Origin of the sequence: Alteromonas sp. 1_MG-2023, assembly GCF_030547075.1 — a bacterium.
Lineage (GTDB): Bacteria > Pseudomonadota > Gammaproteobacteria > Enterobacterales > Alteromonadaceae > Alteromonas.
In genome coordinates this window covers 296,670-320,091 of record NZ_JAUOQH010000005.1, presented here as the reverse complement: position 1 = coordinate 320,091, position 23,422 = coordinate 296,670, and the positions used below count along the sequence as shown (strand labels likewise).

At 43.1% G+C, this 23,422-nt stretch carries 22 protein-coding genes; 7 read left to right on the top strand and 15 right to left on the bottom strand.

Annotation, left to right across the window (positions count from 1 at the left end; all coding sequences use genetic code 11):
* Positions 1-110 precede the first annotated feature (110 nt).
* The gene (locus tag Q4561_RS08060; protein WP_303458994.1) at positions 111-1,541 is read left to right on the top strand and encodes a S8 family serine peptidase; all 1,431 of its coding nucleotides are present in this window, start codon (positions 111-113) and stop codon (positions 1,539-1,541) included.
* A gap of 8 nt (positions 1,542-1,549) precedes the next feature.
* Here Q4561_RS08060 and Q4561_RS08055 read toward each other — a convergent pair whose 3' ends face one another.
* From Q4561_RS08055 to arfB, 4 genes are all read right to left on the bottom strand, one after another.
* Positions 1,550-2,626 carry a hypothetical protein gene (locus Q4561_RS08055; protein ID WP_303458992.1) on the bottom strand — a complete coding sequence of 359 codons (1,077 nt, stop codon included), beginning with the start codon at positions 2,624-2,626 and terminating at the stop codon, positions 1,550-1,552.
* Positions 2,627-2,743: 117 nt separating this feature from the next.
* A complete protein-coding gene (locus Q4561_RS08050) occupies positions 2,744-3,463 on the bottom strand; it encodes a hypothetical protein (protein WP_303458991.1) in 720 nt (239 codons plus the stop codon).
* A gap of 154 nt (positions 3,464-3,617) precedes the next feature.
* Positions 3,618-4,295, bottom strand: coding sequence for a hypothetical protein (locus Q4561_RS08045; protein ID WP_303458990.1), 678 nt, complete (start codon positions 4,293-4,295; stop codon positions 3,618-3,620).
* Between the two features lie 149 nt (positions 4,296-4,444).
* Positions 4,445-4,858, bottom strand: coding sequence for an alternative ribosome rescue aminoacyl-tRNA hydrolase ArfB (arfB, locus tag Q4561_RS08040; protein ID WP_303458988.1), 414 nt, complete (start codon positions 4,856-4,858; stop codon positions 4,445-4,447).
* A gap of 130 nt (positions 4,859-4,988) precedes the next feature.
* Between arfB and Q4561_RS08035 the strand changes: the two genes are divergently transcribed.
* The gene (locus tag Q4561_RS08035) at positions 4,989-5,990 is read left to right on the top strand and encodes an alpha/beta fold hydrolase (protein WP_303458986.1); all 1,002 of its coding nucleotides are present in this window, start codon (positions 4,989-4,991) and stop codon (positions 5,988-5,990) included.
* An 80-nt stretch (positions 5,991-6,070) separates the two neighbouring features.
* Here Q4561_RS08035 and Q4561_RS08030 read toward each other — a convergent pair whose 3' ends face one another.
* From Q4561_RS08030 to Q4561_RS08015, 4 genes are all read right to left on the bottom strand, one after another.
* Entirely contained in the window at positions 6,071-6,496 is a 426-nt protein-coding gene (locus Q4561_RS08030; RefSeq protein ID WP_303458985.1) for a hypothetical protein, read from the bottom strand.
* 86 nt (positions 6,497-6,582) lie between these two features.
* Entirely contained in the window at positions 6,583-7,032 is a 450-nt protein-coding gene (locus tag Q4561_RS08025; RefSeq protein WP_303458984.1) for a hypothetical protein, read from the bottom strand.
* Positions 7,033-7,198: 166 nt separating this feature from the next.
* Entirely contained in the window at positions 7,199-7,762 is a 564-nt protein-coding gene (locus tag Q4561_RS08020) for a CBS domain-containing protein (protein WP_303458982.1), read from the bottom strand.
* Between the two features lie 55 nt (positions 7,763-7,817).
* A complete protein-coding gene (locus tag Q4561_RS08015; RefSeq protein WP_303458980.1) occupies positions 7,818-8,111 on the bottom strand; it encodes a hypothetical protein in 294 nt (97 codons plus the stop codon).
* A 259-nt stretch (positions 8,112-8,370) separates the two neighbouring features.
* Between Q4561_RS08015 and Q4561_RS08010 the strand changes: the two genes are divergently transcribed.
* Both Q4561_RS08010 and Q4561_RS08005 read left to right on the top strand, forming a co-directional pair.
* Positions 8,371-8,925 carry a cytochrome b gene (locus Q4561_RS08010; RefSeq protein ID WP_303458978.1) on the top strand — a complete coding sequence of 185 codons (555 nt, stop codon included), beginning with the start codon at positions 8,371-8,373 and terminating at the stop codon, positions 8,923-8,925.
* The gene (locus Q4561_RS08005; protein ID WP_303458977.1) at positions 8,922-9,488 is read left to right on the top strand and encodes a YceI family protein; all 567 of its coding nucleotides are present in this window, start codon (positions 8,922-8,924) and stop codon (positions 9,486-9,488) included. The genes Q4561_RS08010 and Q4561_RS08005 overlap by 4 nt, the downstream gene beginning before the upstream one ends.
* 163 nt (positions 9,489-9,651) lie before the next feature.
* Here the strand turns inward: Q4561_RS08005 and Q4561_RS08000 are convergent, their stop codons facing one another.
* Together Q4561_RS08000 and Q4561_RS07995 are read right to left on the bottom strand one after the other, a co-directional pair.
* Positions 9,652-10,944 carry an NAD(P)/FAD-dependent oxidoreductase gene (locus Q4561_RS08000; RefSeq protein ID WP_303458975.1) on the bottom strand — a complete coding sequence of 431 codons (1,293 nt, stop codon included), beginning with the start codon at positions 10,942-10,944 and terminating at the stop codon, positions 9,652-9,654.
* A 246-nt stretch (positions 10,945-11,190) separates the two neighbouring features.
* Positions 11,191-13,329 (bottom strand): TonB-dependent receptor, encoded by a 2,139-nt coding sequence (locus Q4561_RS07995; protein ID WP_303458972.1) that lies wholly within the window; start codon positions 13,327-13,329, stop codon positions 11,191-11,193.
* Positions 13,330-13,563: 234 nt separating this feature from the next.
* Between Q4561_RS07995 and Q4561_RS07990 the strand changes: the two genes are divergently transcribed.
* Entirely contained in the window at positions 13,564-14,007 is a 444-nt protein-coding gene (locus Q4561_RS07990) for a DUF2721 domain-containing protein (protein ID WP_013786482.1), read from the top strand.
* A gap of 160 nt (positions 14,008-14,167) precedes the next feature.
* On the opposite strand, the gene Q4561_RS07985 is transcribed toward Q4561_RS07990, so the two are convergent.
* The gene (locus Q4561_RS07985) at positions 14,168-15,175 is read right to left on the bottom strand and encodes a 5'-methylthioadenosine/S-adenosylhomocysteine nucleosidase (protein ID WP_303458968.1); all 1,008 of its coding nucleotides are present in this window, start codon (positions 15,173-15,175) and stop codon (positions 14,168-14,170) included.
* Between the two features lie 361 nt (positions 15,176-15,536).
* On the opposite strand from Q4561_RS07985, the gene Q4561_RS07980 reads away from it, so the two are divergent.
* Positions 15,537-16,421, top strand: coding sequence for a LysR family transcriptional regulator (locus tag Q4561_RS07980; protein WP_303458966.1), 885 nt, complete (start codon positions 15,537-15,539; stop codon positions 16,419-16,421).
* A gap of 96 nt (positions 16,422-16,517) precedes the next feature.
* Here the strand turns inward: Q4561_RS07980 and Q4561_RS07975 are convergent, their stop codons facing one another.
* Positions 16,518-17,822 carry an outer membrane protein transport protein gene (locus tag Q4561_RS07975; protein WP_303458964.1) on the bottom strand — a complete coding sequence of 435 codons (1,305 nt, stop codon included), beginning with the start codon at positions 17,820-17,822 and terminating at the stop codon, positions 16,518-16,520.
* A 335-nt stretch (positions 17,823-18,157) separates the two neighbouring features.
* On the opposite strand from Q4561_RS07975, the gene Q4561_RS07970 reads away from it, so the two are divergent.
* Entirely contained in the window at positions 18,158-19,156 is a 999-nt protein-coding gene (locus Q4561_RS07970; protein ID WP_303458961.1) for an NADP-dependent oxidoreductase, read from the top strand.
* 40 nt (positions 19,157-19,196) lie between these two features.
* Here Q4561_RS07970 and Q4561_RS07965 read toward each other — a convergent pair whose 3' ends face one another.
* From Q4561_RS07965 to Q4561_RS07955, 3 genes are all read right to left on the bottom strand, one after another.
* Positions 19,197-20,267, bottom strand: coding sequence for a diguanylate cyclase (locus tag Q4561_RS07965; protein ID WP_303458958.1), 1,071 nt, complete (start codon positions 20,265-20,267; stop codon positions 19,197-19,199).
* Positions 20,268-20,426: 159 nt separating this feature from the next.
* Positions 20,427-22,328: an ATP-binding protein gene (locus tag Q4561_RS07960; protein ID WP_303458956.1), complete on the bottom strand. Its 1,902-nt coding sequence runs from the start codon at positions 22,326-22,328 to the stop codon at positions 20,427-20,429.
* 19 nt (positions 22,329-22,347) lie between these two features.
* Positions 22,348-23,370, bottom strand: coding sequence for an ABC transporter substrate-binding protein (locus tag Q4561_RS07955; protein WP_303458955.1), 1,023 nt, complete (start codon positions 23,368-23,370; stop codon positions 22,348-22,350).
* Between the last annotated feature and the right edge of the window lie 52 nt (positions 23,371-23,422).

Genomic DNA, 23,422 nt, shown 5'->3' with positions numbered 1-23,422 from the left:
TTTGTATGTGGCCTTGTAGCTAACTCTTAAAGTAGATCTTAAGGTAGCTTTTGAGGTTGTTACTGAGGTATAGCTAAGTGGGTATCGATTTAACAATGAGAGGTAAAGGTGTGAAAAGTAAGTCTGTTTCTCGGTTCATATTATACGGTGCACTGGTTACATCAGGTGCTTCTATTAGCACTCACGTGTATGCGCAATTACGAATTCCTCAACAAATTTTAGAACCGGTTACTCCCGTTATCGAAAGAATTCCCGCTGAAGTAGACACAATTCGAGATGTTCTTGAAACTACGGTAAATCAAGGTGTTGAAGGTACACTTAATACTTTATCAAGCATACCAGCACCTCAGTTCTCTGTGCCCTCGCCGCTTAGCCTCAACGCTTCGTCTGGCAACCTGATCCTGAAAGAAGTAGAAACCCCCGATGGTTTTTTAGCGGTTGAGAGGGAATGGCTGTTTGTCGGAAACGAAGCAGACATCAATTACTTTGCCCACCCCGATATTACCATTAAGTCATCCCATTATTTGCCCGCTATCGACCAATGGATTTATCGTTTAAAGGTTACTACTAGCCTTGATGAACTGTCTCAAATAGGGAACAGTTTACCTGAAGCCCTTAAAGCACAAGTGGGTCGAAACCATATTTATTTGGCCCAAGGCGTTGAAGGTGAGAACAAAGAAAGTGGAAAAGCCAAAAGTACGAACCCAGATTTAAACGGAAACACAAATAGCGCTACCGGCCAAAATTTGGGCGAAGGTACGGGTTTAGGTTCTAACGTGGACTCGGGCGAAGCCATCAGCAATACTAAGAACAAGCAAGTTTGCCAAGTACCGGTACGTATTGGCATGGTTGATACCGAAGTGGCACAGAATCACCCTAGGTTGGAACATGTGAACATTGAGCAGCAATCGTTTCTTCCCCAAAATTTACCCGCTACCCAAGTACACGGCACGTCAGTCGCGAGCTTATTAGCGAATAACATGCACTCAGGGAGCCAGCTTTATAATGCTAGCGTTTTTTATACGCGAAACAGCGTTAGTCAGGGCGCTACCTTATTATCACTTATTGACGGCCTTAACTACCTGTTGGCGAATCACGTAGATGTGATTAATATGAGTTTAGCGGGGCCAGAGAATCCGGTGCTTGCTAAGATAATTGAAAAAGTAAGTGAGCAAGGGGTACAAATTATTGCTGCGGTTGGAAATGAAGGACCAGCATCTCCTCCGCTTTACCCAGCGGCGTATCCATCGACCATAGCGGTCACAGCAGTAGACGCTAATCTTGCTATCTATCGATGGGCCAATCAAGGAAGTCATGTTGATTTTGCTGCGCAAGGAGTGTCTGTAGAGACCGCACACCCAGACGGCACATTAACCCGAGAAACGGGCACATCAATGGCGACTCCGCTGATTTCTGCCCGCTATGCGTGTTTATTCCGCGCAACTAAAAACCAAGAGCAAACCATAGTCGCGTTACGCGACCAGGCTATAGATGCTGGCGCACCAGGGCGAGACTCAGTATTTGGAGTGGGTATTCTTTGAAAGCGATATCAAAAATGAAATTTAACTCCCACTTCCCCAAGCGTTTCTTGATAATCCGCCGAGGCTAGCGTTGATCCGTAGTCTTTATACTGGGCGCTGATGATGATATCCATGTTCTCTAGAGCCGCATATTCTAAGCTAGCTTTTACCACGTGGCGATCATCGTCTCTCCTGCTGTTTTGTTGTTGATCAAATTCATCATTAAAAATTCCGCCTGAGCTCGCTGACGAATTACTCTGACTACCGCTTCCATAGCGCCTGTCTTCCATCTCATAACCTAGCTTTAAATCTAGCGCTTTACCTAAGAAATGAGTGGGGTAAGTATAGCTAACATCTAAGCCATAACTGTCATAGTCGAACGCTTGGTCGAGCGCATCTTCGTTTTGATATTTTAGCCCTACTTGTACAAAACTTTGATTAGTGAAAAACCAAAAGCCATCAATACGGCCAGCTAATGCATCAGCATCACGTTCGGGGACATTATCAAAAGCCTTGTCGATAGCATCCACGCTTATACGCCAATAACCTTGCGAAAAGGCACTATTAGACAGAGATACACCAGTTTGTTGATAAGTCAGAAAAGCATTGCTATCAAGGTCAGCACTCGCATTGTAGTGATGAAGGCCTACTTTTGCCCAAGGCAATTGGTAGCTTGCTTCGCCTGCTAAAGTAGTAATGGCTAGGTCAAATTCAGACAGTTCGTTATAACGGGTCTCACTATGCTGGATTGACGCTGTGAATTGCCACTTTTCGACAGGTGTTATTGCTACTTTCAGTTTAGCGTTCGCTTTAACCGCAGAATCTGATGTGTCGGTATTGGTATCAAGTTCACTCACATTCACATTTGAATCGTGGTGAGCACCAATATAGGCGTCGCCAGTAACGTTTATCATTTGGCTGTTGTCAGTTGATGTGTTTTTTTCTGACTCACTCGCCACAGCAATACCACACGCTAAACTTATCGTTAAAGTTGCTATGGCAATAGATAAGCTCGATAGGCTTAGTGGTGGTGTAATGACGTCAGGGTTAGGGTTAGGGTTAGGGTTAGGGTTAGGGTTAGGGTTAGGGTTAGGGTTTAGGCTCATGCAAATTTCCTACTAATTCGAGTACTTGCACCGTAAATAAGGGCATGGTTTAGCGCCACCTCTTCATAATTATATTCAAAGGTGGCGCCAGATAACGTAAAGGACTAAATAGCAAAGCTACTGAGTAAGAAGGCTTGTAATACTTCCGTTTACGGTGTCTTCAACGGTGGTCGATACCGTGCTCTCAATTTGACCGCTAATTTGGCCACTGACCTGGCCAGAAACTTGGCTAGCCACACTCTCTTCAACTTGCGACTGAGCTACAGTCTCCACTGATTGTGTTAATGTTGAAGAAACTAAGGCACTTACATCAGCCGCTTGCGCTACCGTATTGCTCACCGTGTTATCTACTACGTTTGATAGTGAATCTGTCGCTGTTGATGCTGTGGCATCTATCACGTTTGTTGCGTCAGCCGCCAATGCTTGAGTTGCAGTAAGGCTGCCTGTTAACGTACTTGGTACACTGGAAAGTTGAGTAAGTACTTCACTGTTTGCGGAGTCGAGTCCTTCTGAGGTGTCATTTTGGGTTTCATCTGTTGCTGAAGAATCAGGCTCCTCTGTACTTGCGGTTTCCGAGTCAGCATTCGAATCAGCGTTCAAGTTAAAAGCAGCGCTTCCAGCCGTACTTGACTGTGCATTTAGGCTAGCAGATGCCGAAGTTTCTGTGGAAAACGACTGGGTGGAAAATGATTGGCTAGCACTCGCATCGTCATTTGATATGTCAGTTGACGCTTGCGTGCTATTTGAAACCGAAACAGACGCACTCATCGTTTGAGCCAATGCGATGTTAGAAGTAAGACCTAGCGCAACAATTAAAGCGGTATGTAGTTTGTTCATTCGTATATTTCCTGTTTTCATATTGTTTTTCATAAGAGTCACTTAGATAACGAATGAACTTTGTGTTTTATTCCCTAATATTTAAAAAAACTTTATTCACAAACAAAAACACCCCGCATAAAGCGGGGTGTTTCGTATAATAATGTACATGGTTTTATCCGCCTGAGGCGTTTAATCCAGCTTCCCACCACGGCGATGAATAATCGATATCTTCTTGTGGAAGTACATTTGAGTAGCGCATTCTTACCGACTCCCAAAAAGCCGCTTTAAACACAGGATCGTAAATAACAAACTCTCCTTGCTCACGATATTGCTCAAATAAATCTTTGTAAGCGCCAACAGGGGTAAGCGGGTTGCTCTGCTGGAATACAACATCTCCGCCAAAGGTTTCATACAATGATTTAGACACTTTCCAGCTTTTCGCCATGCCTTCTGCCATTGCTAAGCGATAACGTTCTACTTCTTCGTCTGAGTATTCAGAGTTACGGCTTAACTCTACCGTCCAAGTTTTAATCACCGAGTAGGCAGATTCAACTTCGCTTTTTGTAGGCTCAATATCATTTTCATCAGCAAAGTCTGCAATAACAGATTCACTAATTTTACTGCCTAAAGCACGCTGTGCTAGCAGTTTACGAATTTCAACTTCTGACTTATCACTAAGAATAGCTTGAAAGCGGTCTACATCACTTTGCGTAGGCTGTAATTCACTATTTGAAATAGATTTACCGAAGAGTTTCGCAATTATTTCGTTGGCCGCTTGTGGTGTATTGATCCCAAGCGATACAACGATGGCAGCGAAAAGTACCATGGGTATAATGTCAGACCGTGTCATTGGAGGCGTTCCCTAATATCTAGTACAGCTCAAGCGTAAAACGTATTCCTAAATCGTATCTTTTCGTACTTAACTCATTAATACTTAGAATGTTCCATTCATTTTACAAAACGACTTTGCTGAAGCGTTATACTTTAGGTTAAAGCGCGTTAAATATCCACTTTTTTCCGTAAACTCTTTCTCACGCTTTGCTGCTTTTTAGCCTCGCCACGTCGTGCTTTTACAGCTCGACTCATGCGCGTTGCTCTCCTTGGCTTTTGCTTTTTAGTGGCACTCTTTATCCATGCCTTCAAACGCACAATGGCATCTTCTCGATTTTGCTCTTGGGTACGAGAGTTTTGCGCTTTTAAAACAAAAACACCTTCATTCGAAATACGACTGTCTTTGGTATTCAGCAGTGTATCTTTCACTTCTTGCGTCAACGAAGATGCAGGTATATCCAGACGCAAATGAATTGCGCTGCTCACCTTATTTACATTTTGCCCACCAGCGCCCTGCGCTCTGATGGCTTGCATCTCAATATCGCTATCTTCTAGCGTTATAGTTGGAGTAATTGTAATCATATCTAAAGGGTAGTGCTCTATTCCTATCAGTAATTAGGCAGTAAGTGCATGGTTACGTTAGTAAGGCGCACATTGACTGTTTGTCTATTTCTCATTAGTTTATCAATTACACTAATAAAGGAAACACATTGTGTTAATCATTTATATTGTTGTCACGATTATATTTTGTCTGCTATTAGCCGCGTGGTTTTTCACGCAACACATCGATAAAAAAATTGAAAATGGCATTCGACCACCAGGCCAATTTTTAAACGTACAGCAAGAAGAGTTTCATTACATCAAACAAGGTGACGGGCCTGCACTTATCCTCATTCATGGCCTTTCGGGTAATGCACTTAACTTCTCTGACTTAGCGCAGCAGTTAGCTAAGTATTATACGGTTTACAGTATCGACCGGCCCGGTAATGGCTTTTCTACTCGCTCTCGCAGTACGTCAGCTAACTTCAATGTACAAAGCGCCGCTATTTTGGATTGGATGACACAGTTAGGCCTAAACCAAGCCCATGTTGCGGGTCATTCGATGGGTGGTGCAATTGCATTGCGACTAGCAATCGATGCACCTGAAAAAATTAAATCCGTATCACTACTTTGCCCGTTAACCGTTCCACTTACTAAAGGGCCAGGTCCACTATCAATGTTGTACATTCCCTACCAAGGTTTGCGTTACTTCGTTAGTCGCACAATAGCCACGCCGCTACGAGTATTTATTGGAAAAAAACATATTGCTCAAGTATTTTCTCCCGAGCGAGTACCGTCTAACTTTGCTAATGAATGCGGTGGCGCATTGGCATTGCATTCACAGAGCTTTTATCAAGCCAGCAGTGATATGGTTGGGTCAATAGAAAGTCTCTATCAACAATTTAGGCTATATGAATCCATTTCATGCCCTATGGGAGTACTATTTGGTGAGTCAGATCCTATCCTATCTCCAGACACCCATATGTCATTTATTGTTGAATCGATTCCTGACAGCATTACTCAAACAATCTCTGGGGCTGGGCATATGATTATTAACACTCAGCCTGATGCCTGTTTCCACTTTATTAATCAAGTGAGCGGTGTTAGTACGGCGGTAACCAATGAAACTACTGTAGACGCTAGTGCCTCGTTAGATGTTAAATTAAGCGAATAAATTCTGGTTACAGCTACAAATTGAGGTCTGCAAAGATTTTGCGAGGTTATATACACGCTACCTGTACGTTGCAATCACGATTAGTGCGTCATTGCTCGCGCAGTCGAATTGGTATTAGTACGTGATAAATGCGAGAAGCTAGGATTTAATTCCACCGTCTGTTTTAGCTCTCGTAAGTAATCCGTCACTTTTTCAATGCCATCTGAGGTAAAACATAAATCTTTAGGCGTGGTTGCAATTGCGCTTTGGTATTGTTGAAACCATAACTGCATGGCTTCACTGTCCCCTTCTGACAACGCAATGAGTAAATGATACATACGGATGAAAGAAAGCTGTTTCCGGTACTCGGTGGTGCCGTGTTCGAATCCAAGCAAGGTAGTTTGTGATAGGGACGATTCAGAAATACCAAGTAAATCAGCAGCCTCGGCTTGATTCAAGCCAACTTCTTGGTATGCCCATGTGAAAGCTTTGATAACTACACTAGGTGGATAGGTGCTATGGATCATAGTTTGGCCTCGATTACTGTCGCGTAAAACATCTTAGTTATCGAAGAAGTTGCGAGAATCATTCCAACTTGCAGAGCTTTATATAATTACTGACAGTGTTGCTTGGCTTTTGCAAAATGTGTGCGCTCTTCTACTTCATCAAGGGTGTAACCTTGATGAATTAACCACGTCCTTGCTTCTTCATACGTTTCAAAGAAAGAAAAGTCTACGCCGGTTTGACGGTATACCACTTCAAGTTGATTTCTAGTGGTTGATTTGACCAATGATGATTCAAGCACTAACGCTAAATGACTTAACCCAAGATGATGTACTGCTGATAAACGTTCAGTCAGAAGGCTCTCAGCATCAGGAATGAGTAAAGATTCGCCTTCAAGAACCACTATATCCCCCCACTTACTACCATGCATATCAATAGACTTTTGGCGATAATCAAGGACTAAGCTGTCAACACACTCTCTATTCCAAGGACCGTAAGCTTGAGTAAGCATTACGTTACCGCACCGCGTAACAACAAATGAGCCATGTACTGTTTTCATAGTTCCCTGCACTTCAATAGAACACAATAAAACTATAGCCAACAATTCGAAACATTGAAATCAGTCGAGCCCTTAACAAGGTTAAGGGCTCGATTCAATATTGGTCTACCGGAAGCGGTAACTAGCAGAGTTGAAAGTCTCTGCCACAGTAGTACTATGGAATAGGTTACGCAGCCAATACTCGAATTAGCTGTGAGAACGTTGGCTTATCTTGAACATCAAGAGGGGCTCTTAATTCACGTGCAATATCGCTGACACTAATAACGCCGCGCACTTCGTGAGAGTCTCTATCTAGTACTAGGCAATGGTGCTGCCCATAGTCTTTAAGCGTTTCTACCACATCCCCTACTGACGATTTTGTCAATTCCGTGTAGTCGAATGACATTAATGACGTTTTCGTTTGCATGAAGTCGCGAACCACTAACCCATCTCTAGGCACTTTTAACTCAGCAATTCTTTGTACAATATGCTGCTCGCACACGTCTTCAGACGTAATGATGCCTATAAATGCATTGTTTGCATCTACCACCAGCATCATACGAACATGTGCTTGACGCATAATTCTTTCGACTCTTGTCGCAGGTGCAGTTTCATCAATAACATGCGGCATATATTGTTTAAAGTCGGTAAACACGGCCATTGCAGGCGATGTGATAGATACTTTATTTTCAATGACAGGCCAAGCTAAACGATCGGCGGCATCGGTTTTATGAAGTTGTAAGGTATGCATTACCTTCCCCTTAGAAATAGTTAACAAATTAAATAAATGAACGAATATTTATTGTTTAACTAAGGCGGGGTGGAGCGCGAATAAGATGTGCTGCATAGCCTGCATTACTTGAAAGGCTATAGGAAAAAGAGCGAGTGTTGGGAACCGTCGTGCTCGCCCATAACGTGCTAAGGAAGTAGGCTCCATCGTCAAGCTCATCTTTATCACTTGCCTGCTCTTGGCTTTCGGATGCAGCATATTGGATACTAATTTCTTTTGATACTTGTGTTATCTCTTCGCCCAACGCACTGCTAGCACCGTTCTCAGGTACCAAAAATGACATTGTTAAAAGCAACAACAGTAAATTCAAAAGAAAAACTCCAATGAGATTAGAAACGGGTTTGCCAACCCTTATCTATACTATATGACTTTTTTATTGGAGATCTACGTAGCTCCGCCTCAATTTTTAGACAATTTATCGCTTATTATCTAATTCCTAAAATTAAATACATATTTCTCCGCCAATTCATTCTAATAAATAGAACGCTCTATAAGTACCTTTGTAATATTCGCGGCTTATTTGTTTCAGTAGACTAGATTTACGAGTGGTTTTACTGACCCTTTCATTTATGAAACAACGTTGGCCTATTTGGCTAATCCTAGTTCACTGGCTGACCTTACTGGTGGTTATAGGTATGTTTTCCTCTGGGTTGTGGATGACAGATTTAACCTACTACAGCGAATGGTACAAAACGGCGCCTCACTGGCACAAGAGTGTAGGCTTGCTGTTGTTAGCCATTACCTTAACGCGGCTTTTTACCCGAATATTCACTAAACGTCCTCTTGCTTTTGGCAGTAAGGTTGAACAGTTGGCAAGTAAGGCGGGGCATAGTGCGCTTTACCTTGTGCTGCTAGCACTTTTCACTTCTGGATACCTAATCTCAACTGCCGACGGCAGAGCCATAGAGGTGTTTAGTTGGTTTGCGGTTCCTGGGCTAGGTGAGTTTATTGAACATCAAGAAGACCTAGCCGGTGAGGTACACTTTTATCTTGCGTGGACACTGATTGTACTGGCTTCGTTGCATGGGCTAGCCGCCTTGAAGCACCATGTTGTTGATAAAGATGCCACTTTGAAGCAGATGTTACGGCTTCACTCACTTAATAATTTAAGGAAATTTTCATGAAGAAGTTAACATTTGCGCTAGTGACTGCGCTTTCATTAAGCACTGCGAATGCAGCAGACTATGTCATTGATTCGAAAGATGCCCATGCATCGGTCAACTTTAAAATCCAGCATTTAGGTTACTCATGGCTCACTGGTCGCTTTAACGACTTTAAAGGCACTTTTAGCTACGATGAGAAAAGCCCGAGCGCAGCTTCTGTGTCAGTTACTATCGACACTGGCAGCCTAGATTCAAACCATTCAGAGCGTGACAAACACCTAAGAAGCAAAGACTTTTTAAGTGCCAAAGAATTTCCGAAAACCACGTTTGTCAGCACCAAAGTGACTGACAAAGGAAATGGTTTGCTAGATATTACCGGCAACCTCACGCTGCACGGTGTTACCAACCCTGTCACGATAGAAGCTAAAAAAGTAGGTGAGGGTAAAGATCCATGGGGTGGCTACCGCGCTGGTTTTTCTGGCACAACTACCATTGCGCTTAAAGACTATGGCATTAACGATAGCTTAGGTCCGGCATCACAAAACGTTGAGCTTTCTCTTCACGTTGAAGGTGTTAAACAGTAGGCCCCACTGTTTAACAACAATAAAGCCCGCTAATGCGGGCTTTATGTTTACTTGTACTGTTTCACCTAGGGTCGCGCTAAGCATACTACTTACATGGCCAACTCTCAGTTAGCTAAATATAATACCGTTCATCAACAACTAGATATTGTTTAGTACGCCGGCTTTAGTGTAATTTCAGCTTAGGACTAATTGCATAACTTAGTTTCTTAAGCAGCAACTTAAGTGCCCCTCTAAGCTTTCCGTGCACGGCAAATTGATGCATGTTGTACAAAGAAATATAAACTATCTTCGCTAAGCGCCCTTCAATAAACATGCTTGAATTTGAGAGCGAGCCCATTAAGCTTCCTACTGTGCTGTAGTTACTTAAATGTACGAGCGATCCATAGTCTTTATACACATAACCTTTTAGCGCTTTACCCCGCTGCAATGCAGTAATGTTGTCTGCTGCGGTATTTGCCATTTGATGTGCAGACTGCGCTCTTGGCGGCACCCACTTGCCATTTTCTTGCTTGAAACCACAGCAATCGCCAATGACCCAAATATTGCTGTCGCCGGTACTTTGTAAGTGCTCATTAACAAGAATTTGGTTTGCACGATTAGTCTCGAAAATGCCCATTTCGGTCACAAAATCCGGCGCCTTCACCCCTGCCGCCCACACCATCAAATCAGCATCAACACGGCTGCCGTCTTTGGTAATAAGCCCATTTTCATCAGCCTCAGCCACCATAGTACTTTCTTTAATATCCACACCAAGTTTATGCAACGCCTTACGGGCTGAATTAGCAATACGCTCTGGCAATGCGGGCAGTATTCGCTCACCGGCTTCTACTATAGTAATTTTTAAACGGGATGCCGACATACCCGGCATGCCGTAGGTTTTCGATAAGTTAGCGACATGATGAAGCTGAGCGGCTAACTCTGTGCCCGTGGCACCTGCCCCCACAATAGCCACTTTAATAAAGCTATTTTCATCTTCCTGCTGATTAATTCGAATAAGCTGATTTAACAGACCTCTGTGAAAGCGTTCGGCCTGTAAGAGGGAGTCGAGAAAGTAACAATTTTGCGCAACACCTGGTGTGCCGAAGTCGTTACTGACACTGCCAATCGCCAATACTAGTTGATCGTAGGGTATTTTACGTTCGGGTAATATCGACACGCCCTCATCGTCGAATAACGACGCGAGGGTTATAGTTTTGGTTTCTGCATCAATGGCACACATACTCCCTAACTGAAAGCGGTAGTGATGAGCAGCAGCATGAATAGCGTAATCTACGCCATCTGAGTGCTTATCTATAACGCCTGCAGCCACTTCATGAAGCAAAGGCTTCCAAATGTGCGTGCGACTTCTGTCAACTAGGGTTATTTCTGCTTCGTTCTTTCTCCCGAGGGTGCGGCTTAAGCGGCTAACGAGTTCAAGACCTCCAGCGCCACCACCGACAACAACTATTTTTTGCATGGGTTTACCTATAAATTAATCATTCCACGTATCTCATCTTCCATAATCCACGATTATTGAAATGATATACCTGGCGCGACTAAAGGTATTCGCAGCAAGTTGAAGGCTTAACAGTACGCCTGAACCTATTTCCTCGCAAGTTTGAAGCGGTGGTTCGAACAGGGCATACGATAAAGAATAATAAAAAAGCGGTAGCCGTGACACCCACGCTACCGCTTTTTATACCAGTGAAGGTAATGGTTTTAACTAATACTGATAATTAACGCTAAGCATTACGCTTCTTGGCCGCCCTGGAAAGTACCTATCTGCGGTAAAGGTTGTATAATCGGCCCGCTCAGCATAGGCGGTATCGAGCAAGTTATTCACTCTTGCATACACAGACAGTTCAGACGAAATTGCCCAAGATACGCGTAGGTTTAATAGATCATGCCCCTCGTATTCGTTTAGATTTTCAGGATCGGTGTAGTATTCATCAACATGTTGCCATTCAATTTCTGCTCTGGCATTTTTAGTAAGGGTATAGCCTAAGCGACTATTAAAAGTAAGGTTTGGCGCGGTATCAATATCGTTGCCTTTTATATCGACTTCGCCTAAAAGCTCACTGTGCTCATACGTATGTTTGGCATAGCTTCCTGCAAACGCGACATCAAACCCTTGGCTAATTTGATAGTTAAGGGTTAGCTCAACGCCCCTATGCCAAGTTTCGCCGTTACTGACATTGAAAAAATCACTATCTCGATAAATCACATTGTCTTTGGTTAAGCTATAAACCGACACCACATAGCTAAAGGCTTGGTGCTGCCCTTTTACACCAAGCTCTACATTGGTAGCGGTGACAGAGTCTAAGTCCGCAATTTGTTGACTGCGCTGAAGTCTGTAAAGCTCAGTCGCCTGAGGGGCACGGTAACCTCGAGATAGCCCCGCATACCACTGAGTTGTTTCGCTGCTTTGATAACTCACCGAGAGTTTAGGGCTAAAGTTACTGTAGTCGTTGGTACCACTTTCGGGCCTTGCGTATCGACAGCCACCAAAGCCACATTCAGAACCATCTTCACGAGTACGACCCGATATCATGTTGTTGGTGTAATCGTAGTCCATATACTCATACCGCCCACCCAATGAAACCGCCCACGCTGCTTGCTGCCAATTTAGCGCAATAAATGGCGCATAAAGGGTAGCGTCTACTTGGTAGTCATAATGAAGCCCAGCAGGCACTGTTTCCACTAGGAAAGCTGAGCCCACAGTTTCGCTATCTTGGGCTTGTATCAAGCTTCCTTGGGTATATTCGGCGTCTAATCCTGCATCAATACTTAGCGTATTGTTCACCACATGATGATATTGGGAAAGTACACCAAAGCCTTCTTGCTCGTTTTCTTCAAGAGGTGTACCGGGTAAAAAATGCATGCGAAATTCCATGCTTTGGTCGCGATAATAAGGTGTAATAGACAGTGCATTGGCGCCGCTTAATGCTACATCTACCTTGCTCCACACTCGTAAACTTTTCGCTTTTCGAAAGGCTTCAGGGTTCTCGTTACCTTGAGCGATATCTTCATCTTTATAGCTTTCAAAGCCAGTAATGTAACCGGCGGTTTCTTGATCTAAATGCGTGTACGTCAGCCCATTGGTTACCTTTAGGTTATCAACTTCGTAGCGATGGCGAAGGTTAACCTTTTCTTGATCCACACTTTCTTCGTCTCGATACCCACCGTCGCGGGTAATACTCGCGTTTATACCTACACCCGAATCACCAAAGTCTTTACCTTGCCTTAACTTCAGTCTGCTATAGCCGTAAGAGCCATAATCAATTCCATATAAGGCGGTATCTTGGGTAACATCTGGGGTAATAACATTTATCACGCCGTGAATAGCGTTGGAGCCATAAAGGGGTGAAGCAGGGCCTTTTAACACTTCGATGCGTTCAGCCATTTCACCATGAGCTTCGAACAGCTCGTTAATATTACAAAAACCGGCTGCGCGTAAAGGAATGTTATCTTCAGCAGCCAGTATACCGCCGCAAGCCCCAGCCCCTGTAAGCACTGGCGATCGTAGTGCAGGTAAATATTCCTGACCATTTCCTCGCTGAACACCCGCGCCTGCAATAAAATTCAACACTTCTTGTATATGGCTTGGTGACACAAAGCTTATGTCATCGCTTGAAACACTAGATACCACATACCCCGAATTTGAGGTGGAATTAGCAATTCTACTTCCCGTTGTTACCACACGATCTATTGCTTCGGGGGGCGCTTGTACTTGTTCTTCTTGCTCTTCTTGCTCTACTCGAGCCAGTTGCTCTTCTGACATTTGAGCGTTGGTCACAGAAGAAAAAGCCACGATAGTTACTGTGCTAAGGCTATTCAAAAGTAACCTGAATGTGGAGCTCATCGCTTATCCTTTCGATAGAATTGGGGAGAAATTAACATACCTGTAAAGTAGGTGTATTCGAGCATAAAATAAGGCACAGTTCGAGGACAAATATGTTGCCGCGCTGCTTATGCCTCCAAGTGCGAGCATGCTAGGGCTTCACCCCATAGCACAAGTGCTCGCGAATGCGCTAACTTACGTATACGCTATGTAAAGACGAATACATTACAGTAATGTCGTACCGGAGAAATTTTTTTGGATACTTTAATACCCAGTCTATCTCAGCTTATTGAATTTGCAGTAGCCCCCGTATTTTTACTTACGGGTATAGCAGGCTTTTTAAATGTTATGTCGTCACGCCTGGGCAGAATATCAGACAGGGTAAGAGTAGCGGAAAGACAAATACATACATTGTCAGACCCGCATATTGTCGACCGTTCTAAGCGAGAAATAAAAGTGCTTTGGCGCAGAGTTAAAGTGATTAACTGGGCCATCGGCCTTTGCGTAGCATCAGGCTTAATGGTGTGTACTGTAATTGTGGCTTTGTTTGCGGGTTCGTTGTGGTTTGTCGATTTGAAAACGCCGGTTATTTCACTGTTTATACTGGCAATGATGTTTCTAATATGTGCTCTTGTGGTGTTTCTTGTGGAAGTGAAACTAGCGACTACCACCATAAACATGGTGCGCACTATTCGCTAGCTAACAGGCTAACCAGAAGCCAGTCAGTGAACAGCAAGCATAAAAAAGGCGAGGCAGGCGTTATTGATATACAACGTTTTCGCCTCGCCCTTAATATTTACCAATAAGATTGAGCTGAAATATTTATAGGTAAATGTAAGCCTTAGCTATGACTTCTTATTTATTCGGCTAGTTGGTCTAGCACAGCAAATAATACGTTAGCGCCGACACGAGATACTTCTTTATCGTATAAATTTTCCGTATTAACGCCTTCTTGACCGCCAGCCAAATCACTAATAGCACGAATGATGACCCAGTCTACATCGTTAATTGTGCATACTTGGCCAATCGCAGTTGATTCCATTTCGGTGACTTCAGCGGCGAACACATCCCTAACCCATTTGCGATATTCTCGGTTGTCCATAAACACCGAACCTGTCACCCCATTTCCGCCAACATGCAGCTTGGCATCACGTTCATTCAAAATACGTTGAGCAGGCATTTCTGCCATTGCTGTTTTCGCCGCGGCTAGTAGCTTTGGTGAGGCAGTAAAATAAGGCTTATCTTGTGGCTTATCCATGCCGTCTTTCACAATTAACACTTCGTCTGGGTGGATAAAGTGAAAAGGCTTGTAATTAGGGTAATGAGGATCGGCCGCTAAACGGGCTGGCTGCTCTTCCATAAATTTTTCGTAATACGCAGGCAACACGTATTCACCAGGATTTTCAGGGTCTTCGTTAGTGTAAACACTCTCGTCATGGTAGTACCAGCGCTCTGGCACGATCACATCGCCCGGATTCCATTTTGGGTTCACCGCGCCCGCAATGCCCATATAGACTACTTGCTTAACAGGGAAGTAATCGAGCGCCATCTGCGTAGACATTGCCGCGTTCGCGATGCTCATCCCTGTAGCGAAAACCAGTATAGGCTCGTCATGATAGGTGCCAATACGGTAAGTAATGCCCTTAATTGTGGTAGTGGTATGGATTTGTGCGTCAGGATCAGATGCAATCCTACCTAAAATACCTTCCATTTCCGGCGCGTATGCAACAACAACTGCAGTAAATTCATCGCCCGTGAAAGTAGCAGGGCCATATTGGGGTGCAGTGCTAGTAGAAGTCGTAGTACACCCTGACATCACTACAACAAATGACATACACAGCAGAAGCGAAATAACGCGAAGTTTCATAATCACCATTCTTATTTAATTTTTAGTGGAGCCCGTGGAGAGCGATAGCATGCTCGCTCTTCGCTATTTTAGTCTTAACGTACCAGTTTTCGGTGTTAAAGAAAGTGTTATATCGGCATTTTACAAATAATAAAAAAGTGTAAAACAAGCCCCTAACAAACCGCGTTCTGTGAATGCCGCTAAATCACGTTTTAAAATCTACTTCTTTGTGTTCAAAAGAATAAAACACGTTTAGTAGCAGTTTCATAAGCTGAACAAGGATGTGTAATTCTACATATTGAATTACATTTATAAGACATAAAAGGATTTGATAAAGCAACGCGAGACCAACTAACTCGTATCGATGAGGATACACTTACCAATGAACATGAAACTACTTCGCTCTCTACAAATTTTTGTTGAGGTCGCTGAAAGCGGTAGCATGAGTATTGCAGCCCGAAACCTGCATATGACCGTTTCGGCGATTAGCCAGCAGCTGCGAAAACTTGAGCAAGACATTGGGCTGAGTTTATTTAATCGTAATACCCGAAACTTAAGCCTTACTGAGGCTGGAAGAATCTATTACGACACCAGCAAAAAGATGTTAGATACAGCCATTGAAGCACAAGAACGTATTGAAACGCTTCAAGATGCACCGTCAGGTAAAGTGAATATTATTGCACCAGAAGGCTTTGGTGGCGGCTTATTAAGCCAGCCCTTACAGAAGTTATGTGAGGACTTTCCGAAAATTAATGTATCGCTCACACTAACCGACCAACCTAAAGACATTATTGTTTCAGGTGCTGATTTATTGCTTGGCTTCACCCCAGTGTCTGATACTAATTTCAGCAGTTTAGAGTTGGCCACATGGCGACGAATTCTTTGCGTATCGGCTGACCATCCTTTGGCAAAATCGCCTTTAGAATCGCCCGATATTCTTCAAGAGTATTCCTATATTTCTCACCGTCATATAGAAGAATATGTCATGAAGCACGACAAGTTTGATAAAGTGCCGCTAACGTCTAGCCGTATTGAGCTCGATTCAATGCAGACCTTAATTCAACTTACGCGTGATGGTCTTGGATATGCAGTATTACCTGAGCCAGAGGTGCGCCATTTGCTTAGTGAAGGCTCAATGAAGCAGCTATTTACTGACTGGTCGTTACCTGATTACACCGTATATGCGGTTACCCCTAAAAGGGAATTAGTACCTGCTAAAATCAGCGCAGCCATTACTTGCTTACAAGATTGGTTCTCTGAGATATAAATTTAATGAGATGTAAGCTTACTGCAAGGTGAATTTTTAAAGATAAAAAAAGGGCATCGATTTTTTCGATGCCCTTTCTCTTCAGATAATGCTTAATTAGAAGCTTGTATTTACCTGTAAGCTAAATACGTTTGCAAACGCATGCTCTGTCGCTGTTAGGTCAGATACGATAGAACCTATAGCACGTTGTTGGCTTACTTGAGCTTCACGGCCTTTAATATAGGCGTAAGCAAGGTCAACACTCGTGTTGTCAGTAACATCATAGGTTGCACCTACGGTATACCACTGACGGTCTGTATCAGGAATACTTAAAGAGCGATGCTCAAAGCTTACTGCGCCTTCATCGAAAGCGTACCCTGCACGAAGGGTTAGCTTATCGTTATAAAGATAAGTTCCACCTATGCTTACACGTAGTGAATCTTCGAAATCTTCTTCTTTCAACAGTAGATCATCGCCGCTTACTAGCTCAGCGTTAAGTTCGTCGAATGAACTCCACTGTGTTAATACGATACTGGCTTGAAGAGATACTTTATCGTCAACTTTTTGATCAACAGCAATTTCAGTAATAGCCGAGAAATCAAGATCTAGCGAACCGTCTTGGTTGTACAATTCTGCAACTGCAGGAATAAGTACACCTAAATCAGACTCAATTTCGCCTTCAAGGTTTAACTTAGTTTCTGAGCGGTAGCTTAAAGCTAACTTGGTTGTTTCTGTAGGCTTCCAAAGCGCACCAAGGTTGTAACCATAGCCTACATCATCACCCTGCATTTTAATTACGGTTAAGTTGCCCAATGCTTCGTTACCTAGCAGCGTACCGAACGCTTGAGGAATAGACGTACCAATTTCAGCTTCTGCATAAGTAATGTTAAGACCAAAACCTAGGCTTAAAGTATCAGAAACTTTATAAGCTACTACTGGGTTTAGGGTAAACGATGTTACTTCTGCGTCATCTGCAAAATGCAACGCGTTAAAACCTTCACTGTAATCTGTGGCTAGACCGTAGTTAGTGAACGCACCTACACCCCAAGAGAACTTGTCATTTATTGGTGAAGTATAAAAGAATGAAGGTACTAGCGCTGTTGTAGCGATATCGTTTTCATTCACATCTTGCGGGATAGTTGCATCCCCAACGGTAGTTTCCATTGAACCACGAATATCAATGTTAGGGTCGATAAAGCTAATTTGCCCACTAAACTGTGCTGTATCAAATTCAGTAATAGCAGCAGGGTTAGTTGCTAGAATAGACGCATTTTCAGGGGTAGCCGCTTGGCCTGCCATAGCACGGCCAAAACCATTGGCACTGTGCTCGTTTACTTGGAAACCGGCAGCTAGTACAGAAGAAGAAGCCATTGTGGCTAATGCTAAGCATACAGAGGCGCGTAAAGAAAAATGTTGCTTCATAAAATACTCTTATAGAACAGGAAATATGCAATGCAGCATTCTACGGTTACGGTATGTTTTGTTCAATGCAAGTTAACGCCATTCACGCTGTTTTATCGCATTTTTTACAATTTTAGCTACATTATTAAAGAAGATGTAAACATTTTGAAAATCTTGAGTTGCAAACATTTACATTAATTGTAAAAAATGAAGTGTTTGTGTATTACTCAAAGCAATGGGAGAAGGTTTAATTAAACACACTATTTCTGACCCATCTGGCAAATACGGTTGTATAACCAACTTCTAGCCCCACAACTGTAGTACAGGTAATTTCAATAGCTTAAGGAGAACTTCATATGCCTAGCAATAAAGAAATTCTATTAGTCAATCGCCCAGATGATGGAAAAATTGGCCCCCATTTATTTGAAACTCGTGAGCAACCCGTTCCTTCTCCGGGTGAAGGTGAAATTCTGGTAAAACAAACTTACATGTCTCTCGACCCCGCTATGCTTGGCTGGATGAGTGAAGACCGCGAAAGCTATATTCCTCCTGTAGAGCTTGGTGAAGTTATGCGCTCAAGTGGCGTGGGTGAAGTCGTTGAATCAAATAACCCTAACTTCTCAGTTGGCGATAAAGTCATGGGCATGACTGGCTGGCGAGAGTACTTAGTTAGTAACGGTGAAGGTTTCAATAAACTTCAGCCAGGTATTACTGAAGAAATGGCCCTTTGTGTATTCGCCCTTCCAGGCTTAACCGCAACCACAGGTTTGTATAACTTTGGCGAGCCTAAAGAAGGTGAAACTTTAGTTGTCACTGGCGCTGCAGGGTCGGTAGGATCTATCGTTGGTCAACTAGCCAAAGCCGACGGCCTTCGAGTTATAGGTGTTGTAGGTAGTGACGAAAAAGCTGATTGGATAGTTAATGAACTTGGCTTTGATGGTGCGATAAACTACAAAACTGATGATTTGGAAGCGAAATTAACCGAACTCACCCCTGACAAAATTGACGTGTTCTTTGAAAATACTGGCGGCCCCATTCAAAAGCATATTATCAATCGTATGAACAACCACGGGCGAGTAGTAGTGTGCGGTATGATTGCCGACTATCAGTCAGACGAACCTGCGCCAGGCCCTAACTGGATACCGTTAATTAAAAAGCGCATCAATATTCGTGGATTCGCTATGCCAGACCATTGGGGCGAAGTACCTCAACTTGTTGCCAAACTTTCACCTTATGTTCAGCAAGGGAAAATTCAATATCGCTCTCATATTATTGATGGCATTGAGTCAGCGGAGAAAGGCTTAAAGATGCTGTTTTCTGGCGAAAATAAAGGAAAGATGATTGTTAAGTTATAAACACAACGTTTAAAGCTTAGCTATTCCTATCAACGCTGGCTTAGTTCAGCGTTGATAGTTTGTAGGTAGCTTTACCAGCGGCTTTCGCTTGATAAAGCGCGTTATCAGCGTTGTTGATTAACTCTTCTAATTTTAGGTCATCAGCCCTGCTAGCCACCACAGCACCAATTGAACAAGACACCATGCTAGCCGTAGCATCGTGAGCATGGGGTAACGCCCTTTGCTGCCAGTTATCGAGTATGAGTTGGCAACTCTGCTCTATATCTTGCACAGAAACCCCACTGACTATTATCATAAATTCTTCACCTCCATACCGGCCCAATATGTCAGTTTGACGTTGAAATACCGCTCGCATCACATCGGCTTGCGTTACAATTGCCTCATCGCCTTGTTGGTGACCAAAGGCATCGTTGTATTTTTTGAAATCATCTAAGTCGAGCATGATCACTGCAAAAGACAGCTTTTGCCGTTTGCTTAGTGATAACAACCGCTCTCCTTCCTTCATGAGTGCCCGGCGATTCAAAAGACTAGTTAGTTCATCTTCTCGGCTTAAGGTATTTAGCTTTTTGTTGGTCGTCTTTAACAAAATCACAATTCTATCTAGCCGGTATTTTGCGTAAGCACATATAAATAAAGACCCCACAACAAAGGCTGTTGAAATCATAACCCGGTCTCCGTAAACCGGTGCCACCATCATTAGGCCGATAAAACCGGCTATGCTTAATAGCGAGGCCACCAGCGCAAGCTTGTAAGACACACCTAGAGCAAACACGCAGTAAAAGGCATACAAAATTGTGCCTTCGTAAGGAAAAGCAAACCCGTGTAGTGCCCAACTTTGATAAATAAGCAAGTAATTGGCGAAGGTAAGCACTAACATCAGCCCAGCAAAAACCCAGCTTCTGTTCGCATAAAAAAAGCGTGAATATGAAAATGCGATAACCGCTAATATGAAGGGGAGTTGATATAAAAGCCTATTCTGTAAATAGAACTCATGCAAAGGAGTAGGTAGTAGCACTATATCGGCTAGGATGAATAGCCCTAGTAGCGAAGTGCCGATAAGAAGGGCGACCCGAAGCCTAAATTTCTCTCTGTGGCGCCTTACCACTTCCACATCACTTTCCTTTAGTATGAATTAACAACCAAAAATAAGTATAGACGCATATTCAAATTCTTCGCCAAGCGCTTGGAAAAGCGCTCGTTGAACCACTTGAAGACGTTTTTGAAAAAGTCTGTTTATAGAAGAAGCATGGGTGGTTGACACCCGCATTCATTACAAGGCCAGTTTAAGTAAGCTTTCTTTTAGCGCTTCAATAGTAATGGGTTTGGTTACTACGTCGTTCATACCCACTTTTTTAAATGTTTCATGACGCTCTTTGAATGCTTCTGCGGTAAGACCAATGATTGGCACTTGCCCCGCTGCAGTCTCTGAACTACGAATTCGTTTAGTGGCTTCAACACCATCCATTACCGGCATATGAATATCCATAAAGATGACATCGAACGTGTCTTCTTCAATTTTTGCCGCGGCTTTAAGTCCGTTGTCTACATGGGTTACCACACAGCCAAGCTGTTCTAATAGCGCCTGAGCAACAACTGCATTAATAGCATTGTCTTCAGCGAGTAGAACCTTAACGCCCGTCTTAAGCGTTGTATTTTGATTAGCACTGTCGTCATTCGCTAGCAGTGCTCCGTCATCGATAGTCCGAGCACTCACTTTGGCAGACATCGTAAAACAAGACCCTTCACCTACCTGGCTCATTACTTTCACATCACCGTCTAAAATTTGTGAAAGCTCCTTGGCAATAGATAACCCTAAGCCTGTGCCACCGTAACGACGAGAAATGGAAGAATCAGACTGGGTAAACTTATCGAAAATATGCTCAAGCCTGTCGGGCTCTATACCTATACCTGTGTCTTTTACCGATATAACCAACCGGTTTTCGGCGACTTCTGCGCTAGCTTCTTTTTTAAGGCTCGCCGTAACGGTCACGGTACCTTTGTGAGTAAATTTAATTGCATTGCTGGCTAGGTTTATCACTATTTGACGAAGCTTAGTCACATCACTGGTTACCAGCACTGAAGATAAGTTTCTGCTTTTATATACTAATCGAGTACTGTTTGCGCTCGCATTAATACCTAACAAGGTAATTAGATCATTAAGCATTAAGTCTAAATTGAATTCAGTGACATCAACCTCAGACATACCCGATTCAATTTTAGATAAATCAAGCACATCATTAATAACGGTAGCAAGTATAGTAGCTGAGGAGCGCAAATCAGATGCATACTGCTTTTGCTTATCGTCTAATGGGGTGTCGAGTAATAGTGTTGCTAGCCCTTGAATACCATTCAACGGTGTGCGAATTTCATGGCTCATTACAGCAAGAAAGTCTGTTTTCGCTTTATTTGCAGCTTGTGCGCGTTCCACATAACTTTCAATATCTACCGACATTGCCTCTACATCTTGCGCAAGCTCACTAAGCTCATCTTTGCCATCTACATCAATGCTTACACGCTTATGATTTCCAGCAATAGTTCCGGTCGCATCTTTAATTTTCCCTATGGGAGAGATAACAAAATGCTGAGTGATTTTTCCTATCAAAAGACTCACTAATATGACCAAAAATACTGTGATAGTTATGGTTTGCCACGCTATTTTTGAGAGCGACAACTCTAGTTCGTCAGTAGATTGGGTAACCGTTAGCTTCCAATTCCAAGGGTCGAATTTGCTGCAGGCAAATAATACATTGTGATCATTCCATTCAGATTCACCGAATGCAATATCTGTTGCATTAATAGTAGTAATAGCGGCATTAGTAGTGTTTATTGAGGCCCACTCGTCATAAGTGCTATAAAGCTCTGCGCCAGTAGACTTATCGCTAACCGCAAAATGTTTACCGGTTGATTGATGAAGATAAGCTAATTCTTGAAATACTTCTTTTTGATAAGCATCTCTAAAAACGGGCACATTTTCTAACCCCGAATCTACCAATAATTCGTGACGTTCTCGCACAAGCTCAATAAATGTAAGAGACAAGGTTTGGGTGAGTAGTTGATACTCTCGCTCTCGAACAGAGTCGTAGGCTGTCAAATACGCCCAATATCCTGTCAGCGCCATGCCTGTAAACAGGATGGGGATATATATGGCTAAAAGTTTCGACTTAATTCGCATAGGTATTAGATACAACTCATTATTGATACACGTGGTTTTTCGATAGCTTTAAATACGAAGATGGAATAGGAATATGCATCTTAATGGCGGTAGATACATTGACGGCTATCGTGTATTTATCCACTCTAGTTACAGGCATGGCGTTGGCCATTTCACCATTTAAAATTCGCTTTGCTCGTAGTGCACCCGACCTACCAATACTGGCTTCATCGGCAACTACGCCAAGTAGAGCGCCTTGCTCAACGGTCTCTATACTTTCGGCAAAAATAGGCAATAGTTTAGTTTCTTTATAAATTGTTTCGACTAATCTATCGGCTTGCATTAACGGGCCAGTAGAAAGCCAATAAGTATCAACATCAGATATTGCTACACTTTCCTTGAGTGCATTAACAATGCCGTCGCGCATATCGTTTAAACCCGAAGCACCATCAACATAGGCAGTGCTAACGGTCACAAAGTCTACATTAGCATACTGACTCTCTAGTGCTAATAAGCTTTCCACAGAGCTTTTCGAAGATGGGTAATCTGAATGCACAAGCCCAATAGTGATTGGCTCGGATAACGAAGATGCTTTAATCAAGCCATCTAGCATATCAAGTTTCACTTTGGCATCTAATACATGGGATTCACCTGTGATATTTGACTCGCTGCGCTCTCCAAATGCAAAGACTATCCCCTCTTTAACGGGGTCTGATACCGTCATGAATAAGGTAGGAATACCGATTGCAGATGCTGAGCCATAAGCGGCCCGTGTGGCTAATGTGGCTATCGACACTAAAAGGTCAGGCTCACCTTGTGCGATTATCGATTGAACAATCGCCCTAGCCTCCTCTTCTACTCCTTGAGCGTTATAAACCTCAATGTTGAGTTCCGCATCAGGCAGTAATACCGACAACTCGCTGACGAAGGCATCTTTTGTGCTAGTAACTATGGGGATAGGGCTAGTTTCTATAATAGCCACCCGTAACGGCTTTGCTGTTAATGGAGCGTGAAACATAAAGCAAATGAGTATACTCATAATGAGTAGTGACGTTTTTTTCATCTTTATTCAGCCAGACAGTTACGCTATAGAATTAGGGATTATTCGAATAATC

What these genes read in the sequence shown, in the direction of transcription:
- Q4561_RS08055 (WP_303458992.1), bottom strand. Translation starts at nt 2,626, where the DNA reads ATGAGCCTAAACCCTAACCCTAACCCTAACCCTAACCCTAACCCTAAC.
- Q4561_RS08050 (WP_303458991.1), bottom strand. Translation starts at nt 3,463, where the DNA reads ATGAACAAACTACATACCGCTTTAATTGTTGCGCTAGGTCTTACTTCT.
- Q4561_RS08045 (WP_303458990.1), bottom strand. Translation starts at nt 4,295, where the DNA reads ATGACACGGTCTGACATTATACCCATGGTACTTTTCGCTGCCATCGTT.
- arfB (WP_303458988.1), bottom strand. Translation starts at nt 4,858, where the DNA reads ATGATTACAATTACTCCAACTATAACGCTAGAAGATAGCGATATTGAG.
- Q4561_RS08030 (WP_303458985.1), bottom strand. Translation starts at nt 6,496, where the DNA reads ATGATCCATAGCACCTATCCACCTAGTGTAGTTATCAAAGCTTTCACA.
- Q4561_RS08025 (WP_303458984.1), bottom strand. Translation starts at nt 7,032, where the DNA reads ATGAAAACAGTACATGGCTCATTTGTTGTTACGCGGTGCGGTAACGTA.
- Q4561_RS08020 (WP_303458982.1), bottom strand. Translation starts at nt 7,762, where the DNA reads ATGCATACCTTACAACTTCATAAAACCGATGCCGCCGATCGTTTAGCT.
- Q4561_RS08010 (WP_303458978.1), top strand. Translation starts at nt 8,371, where the DNA reads ATGAAACAACGTTGGCCTATTTGGCTAATCCTAGTTCACTGGCTGACC.
- Q4561_RS08005 (WP_303458977.1), top strand. Translation starts at nt 8,922, where the DNA reads ATGAAGAAGTTAACATTTGCGCTAGTGACTGCGCTTTCATTAAGCACT.
- Q4561_RS08000 (WP_303458975.1), bottom strand. Translation starts at nt 10,944, where the DNA reads ATGCAAAAAATAGTTGTTGTCGGTGGTGGCGCTGGAGGTCTTGAACTC.
- Q4561_RS07995 (WP_303458972.1), bottom strand. Translation starts at nt 13,329, where the DNA reads ATGAGCTCCACATTCAGGTTACTTTTGAATAGCCTTAGCACAGTAACT.
- Q4561_RS07985 (WP_303458968.1), bottom strand. Translation starts at nt 15,175, where the DNA reads ATGAAACTTCGCGTTATTTCGCTTCTGCTGTGTATGTCATTTGTTGTA.
- Q4561_RS07980 (WP_303458966.1), top strand. Translation starts at nt 15,537, where the DNA reads ATGAACATGAAACTACTTCGCTCTCTACAAATTTTTGTTGAGGTCGCT.
- Q4561_RS07975 (WP_303458964.1), bottom strand. Translation starts at nt 17,822, where the DNA reads ATGAAGCAACATTTTTCTTTACGCGCCTCTGTATGCTTAGCATTAGCC.
- Q4561_RS07970 (WP_303458961.1), top strand. Translation starts at nt 18,158, where the DNA reads ATGCCTAGCAATAAAGAAATTCTATTAGTCAATCGCCCAGATGATGGA.
- Q4561_RS07960 (WP_303458956.1), bottom strand. Translation starts at nt 22,328, where the DNA reads ATGCGAATTAAGTCGAAACTTTTAGCCATATATATCCCCATCCTGTTT.
- Q4561_RS07955 (WP_303458955.1), bottom strand. Translation starts at nt 23,370, where the DNA reads ATGAAAAAAACGTCACTACTCATTATGAGTATACTCATTTGCTTTATG.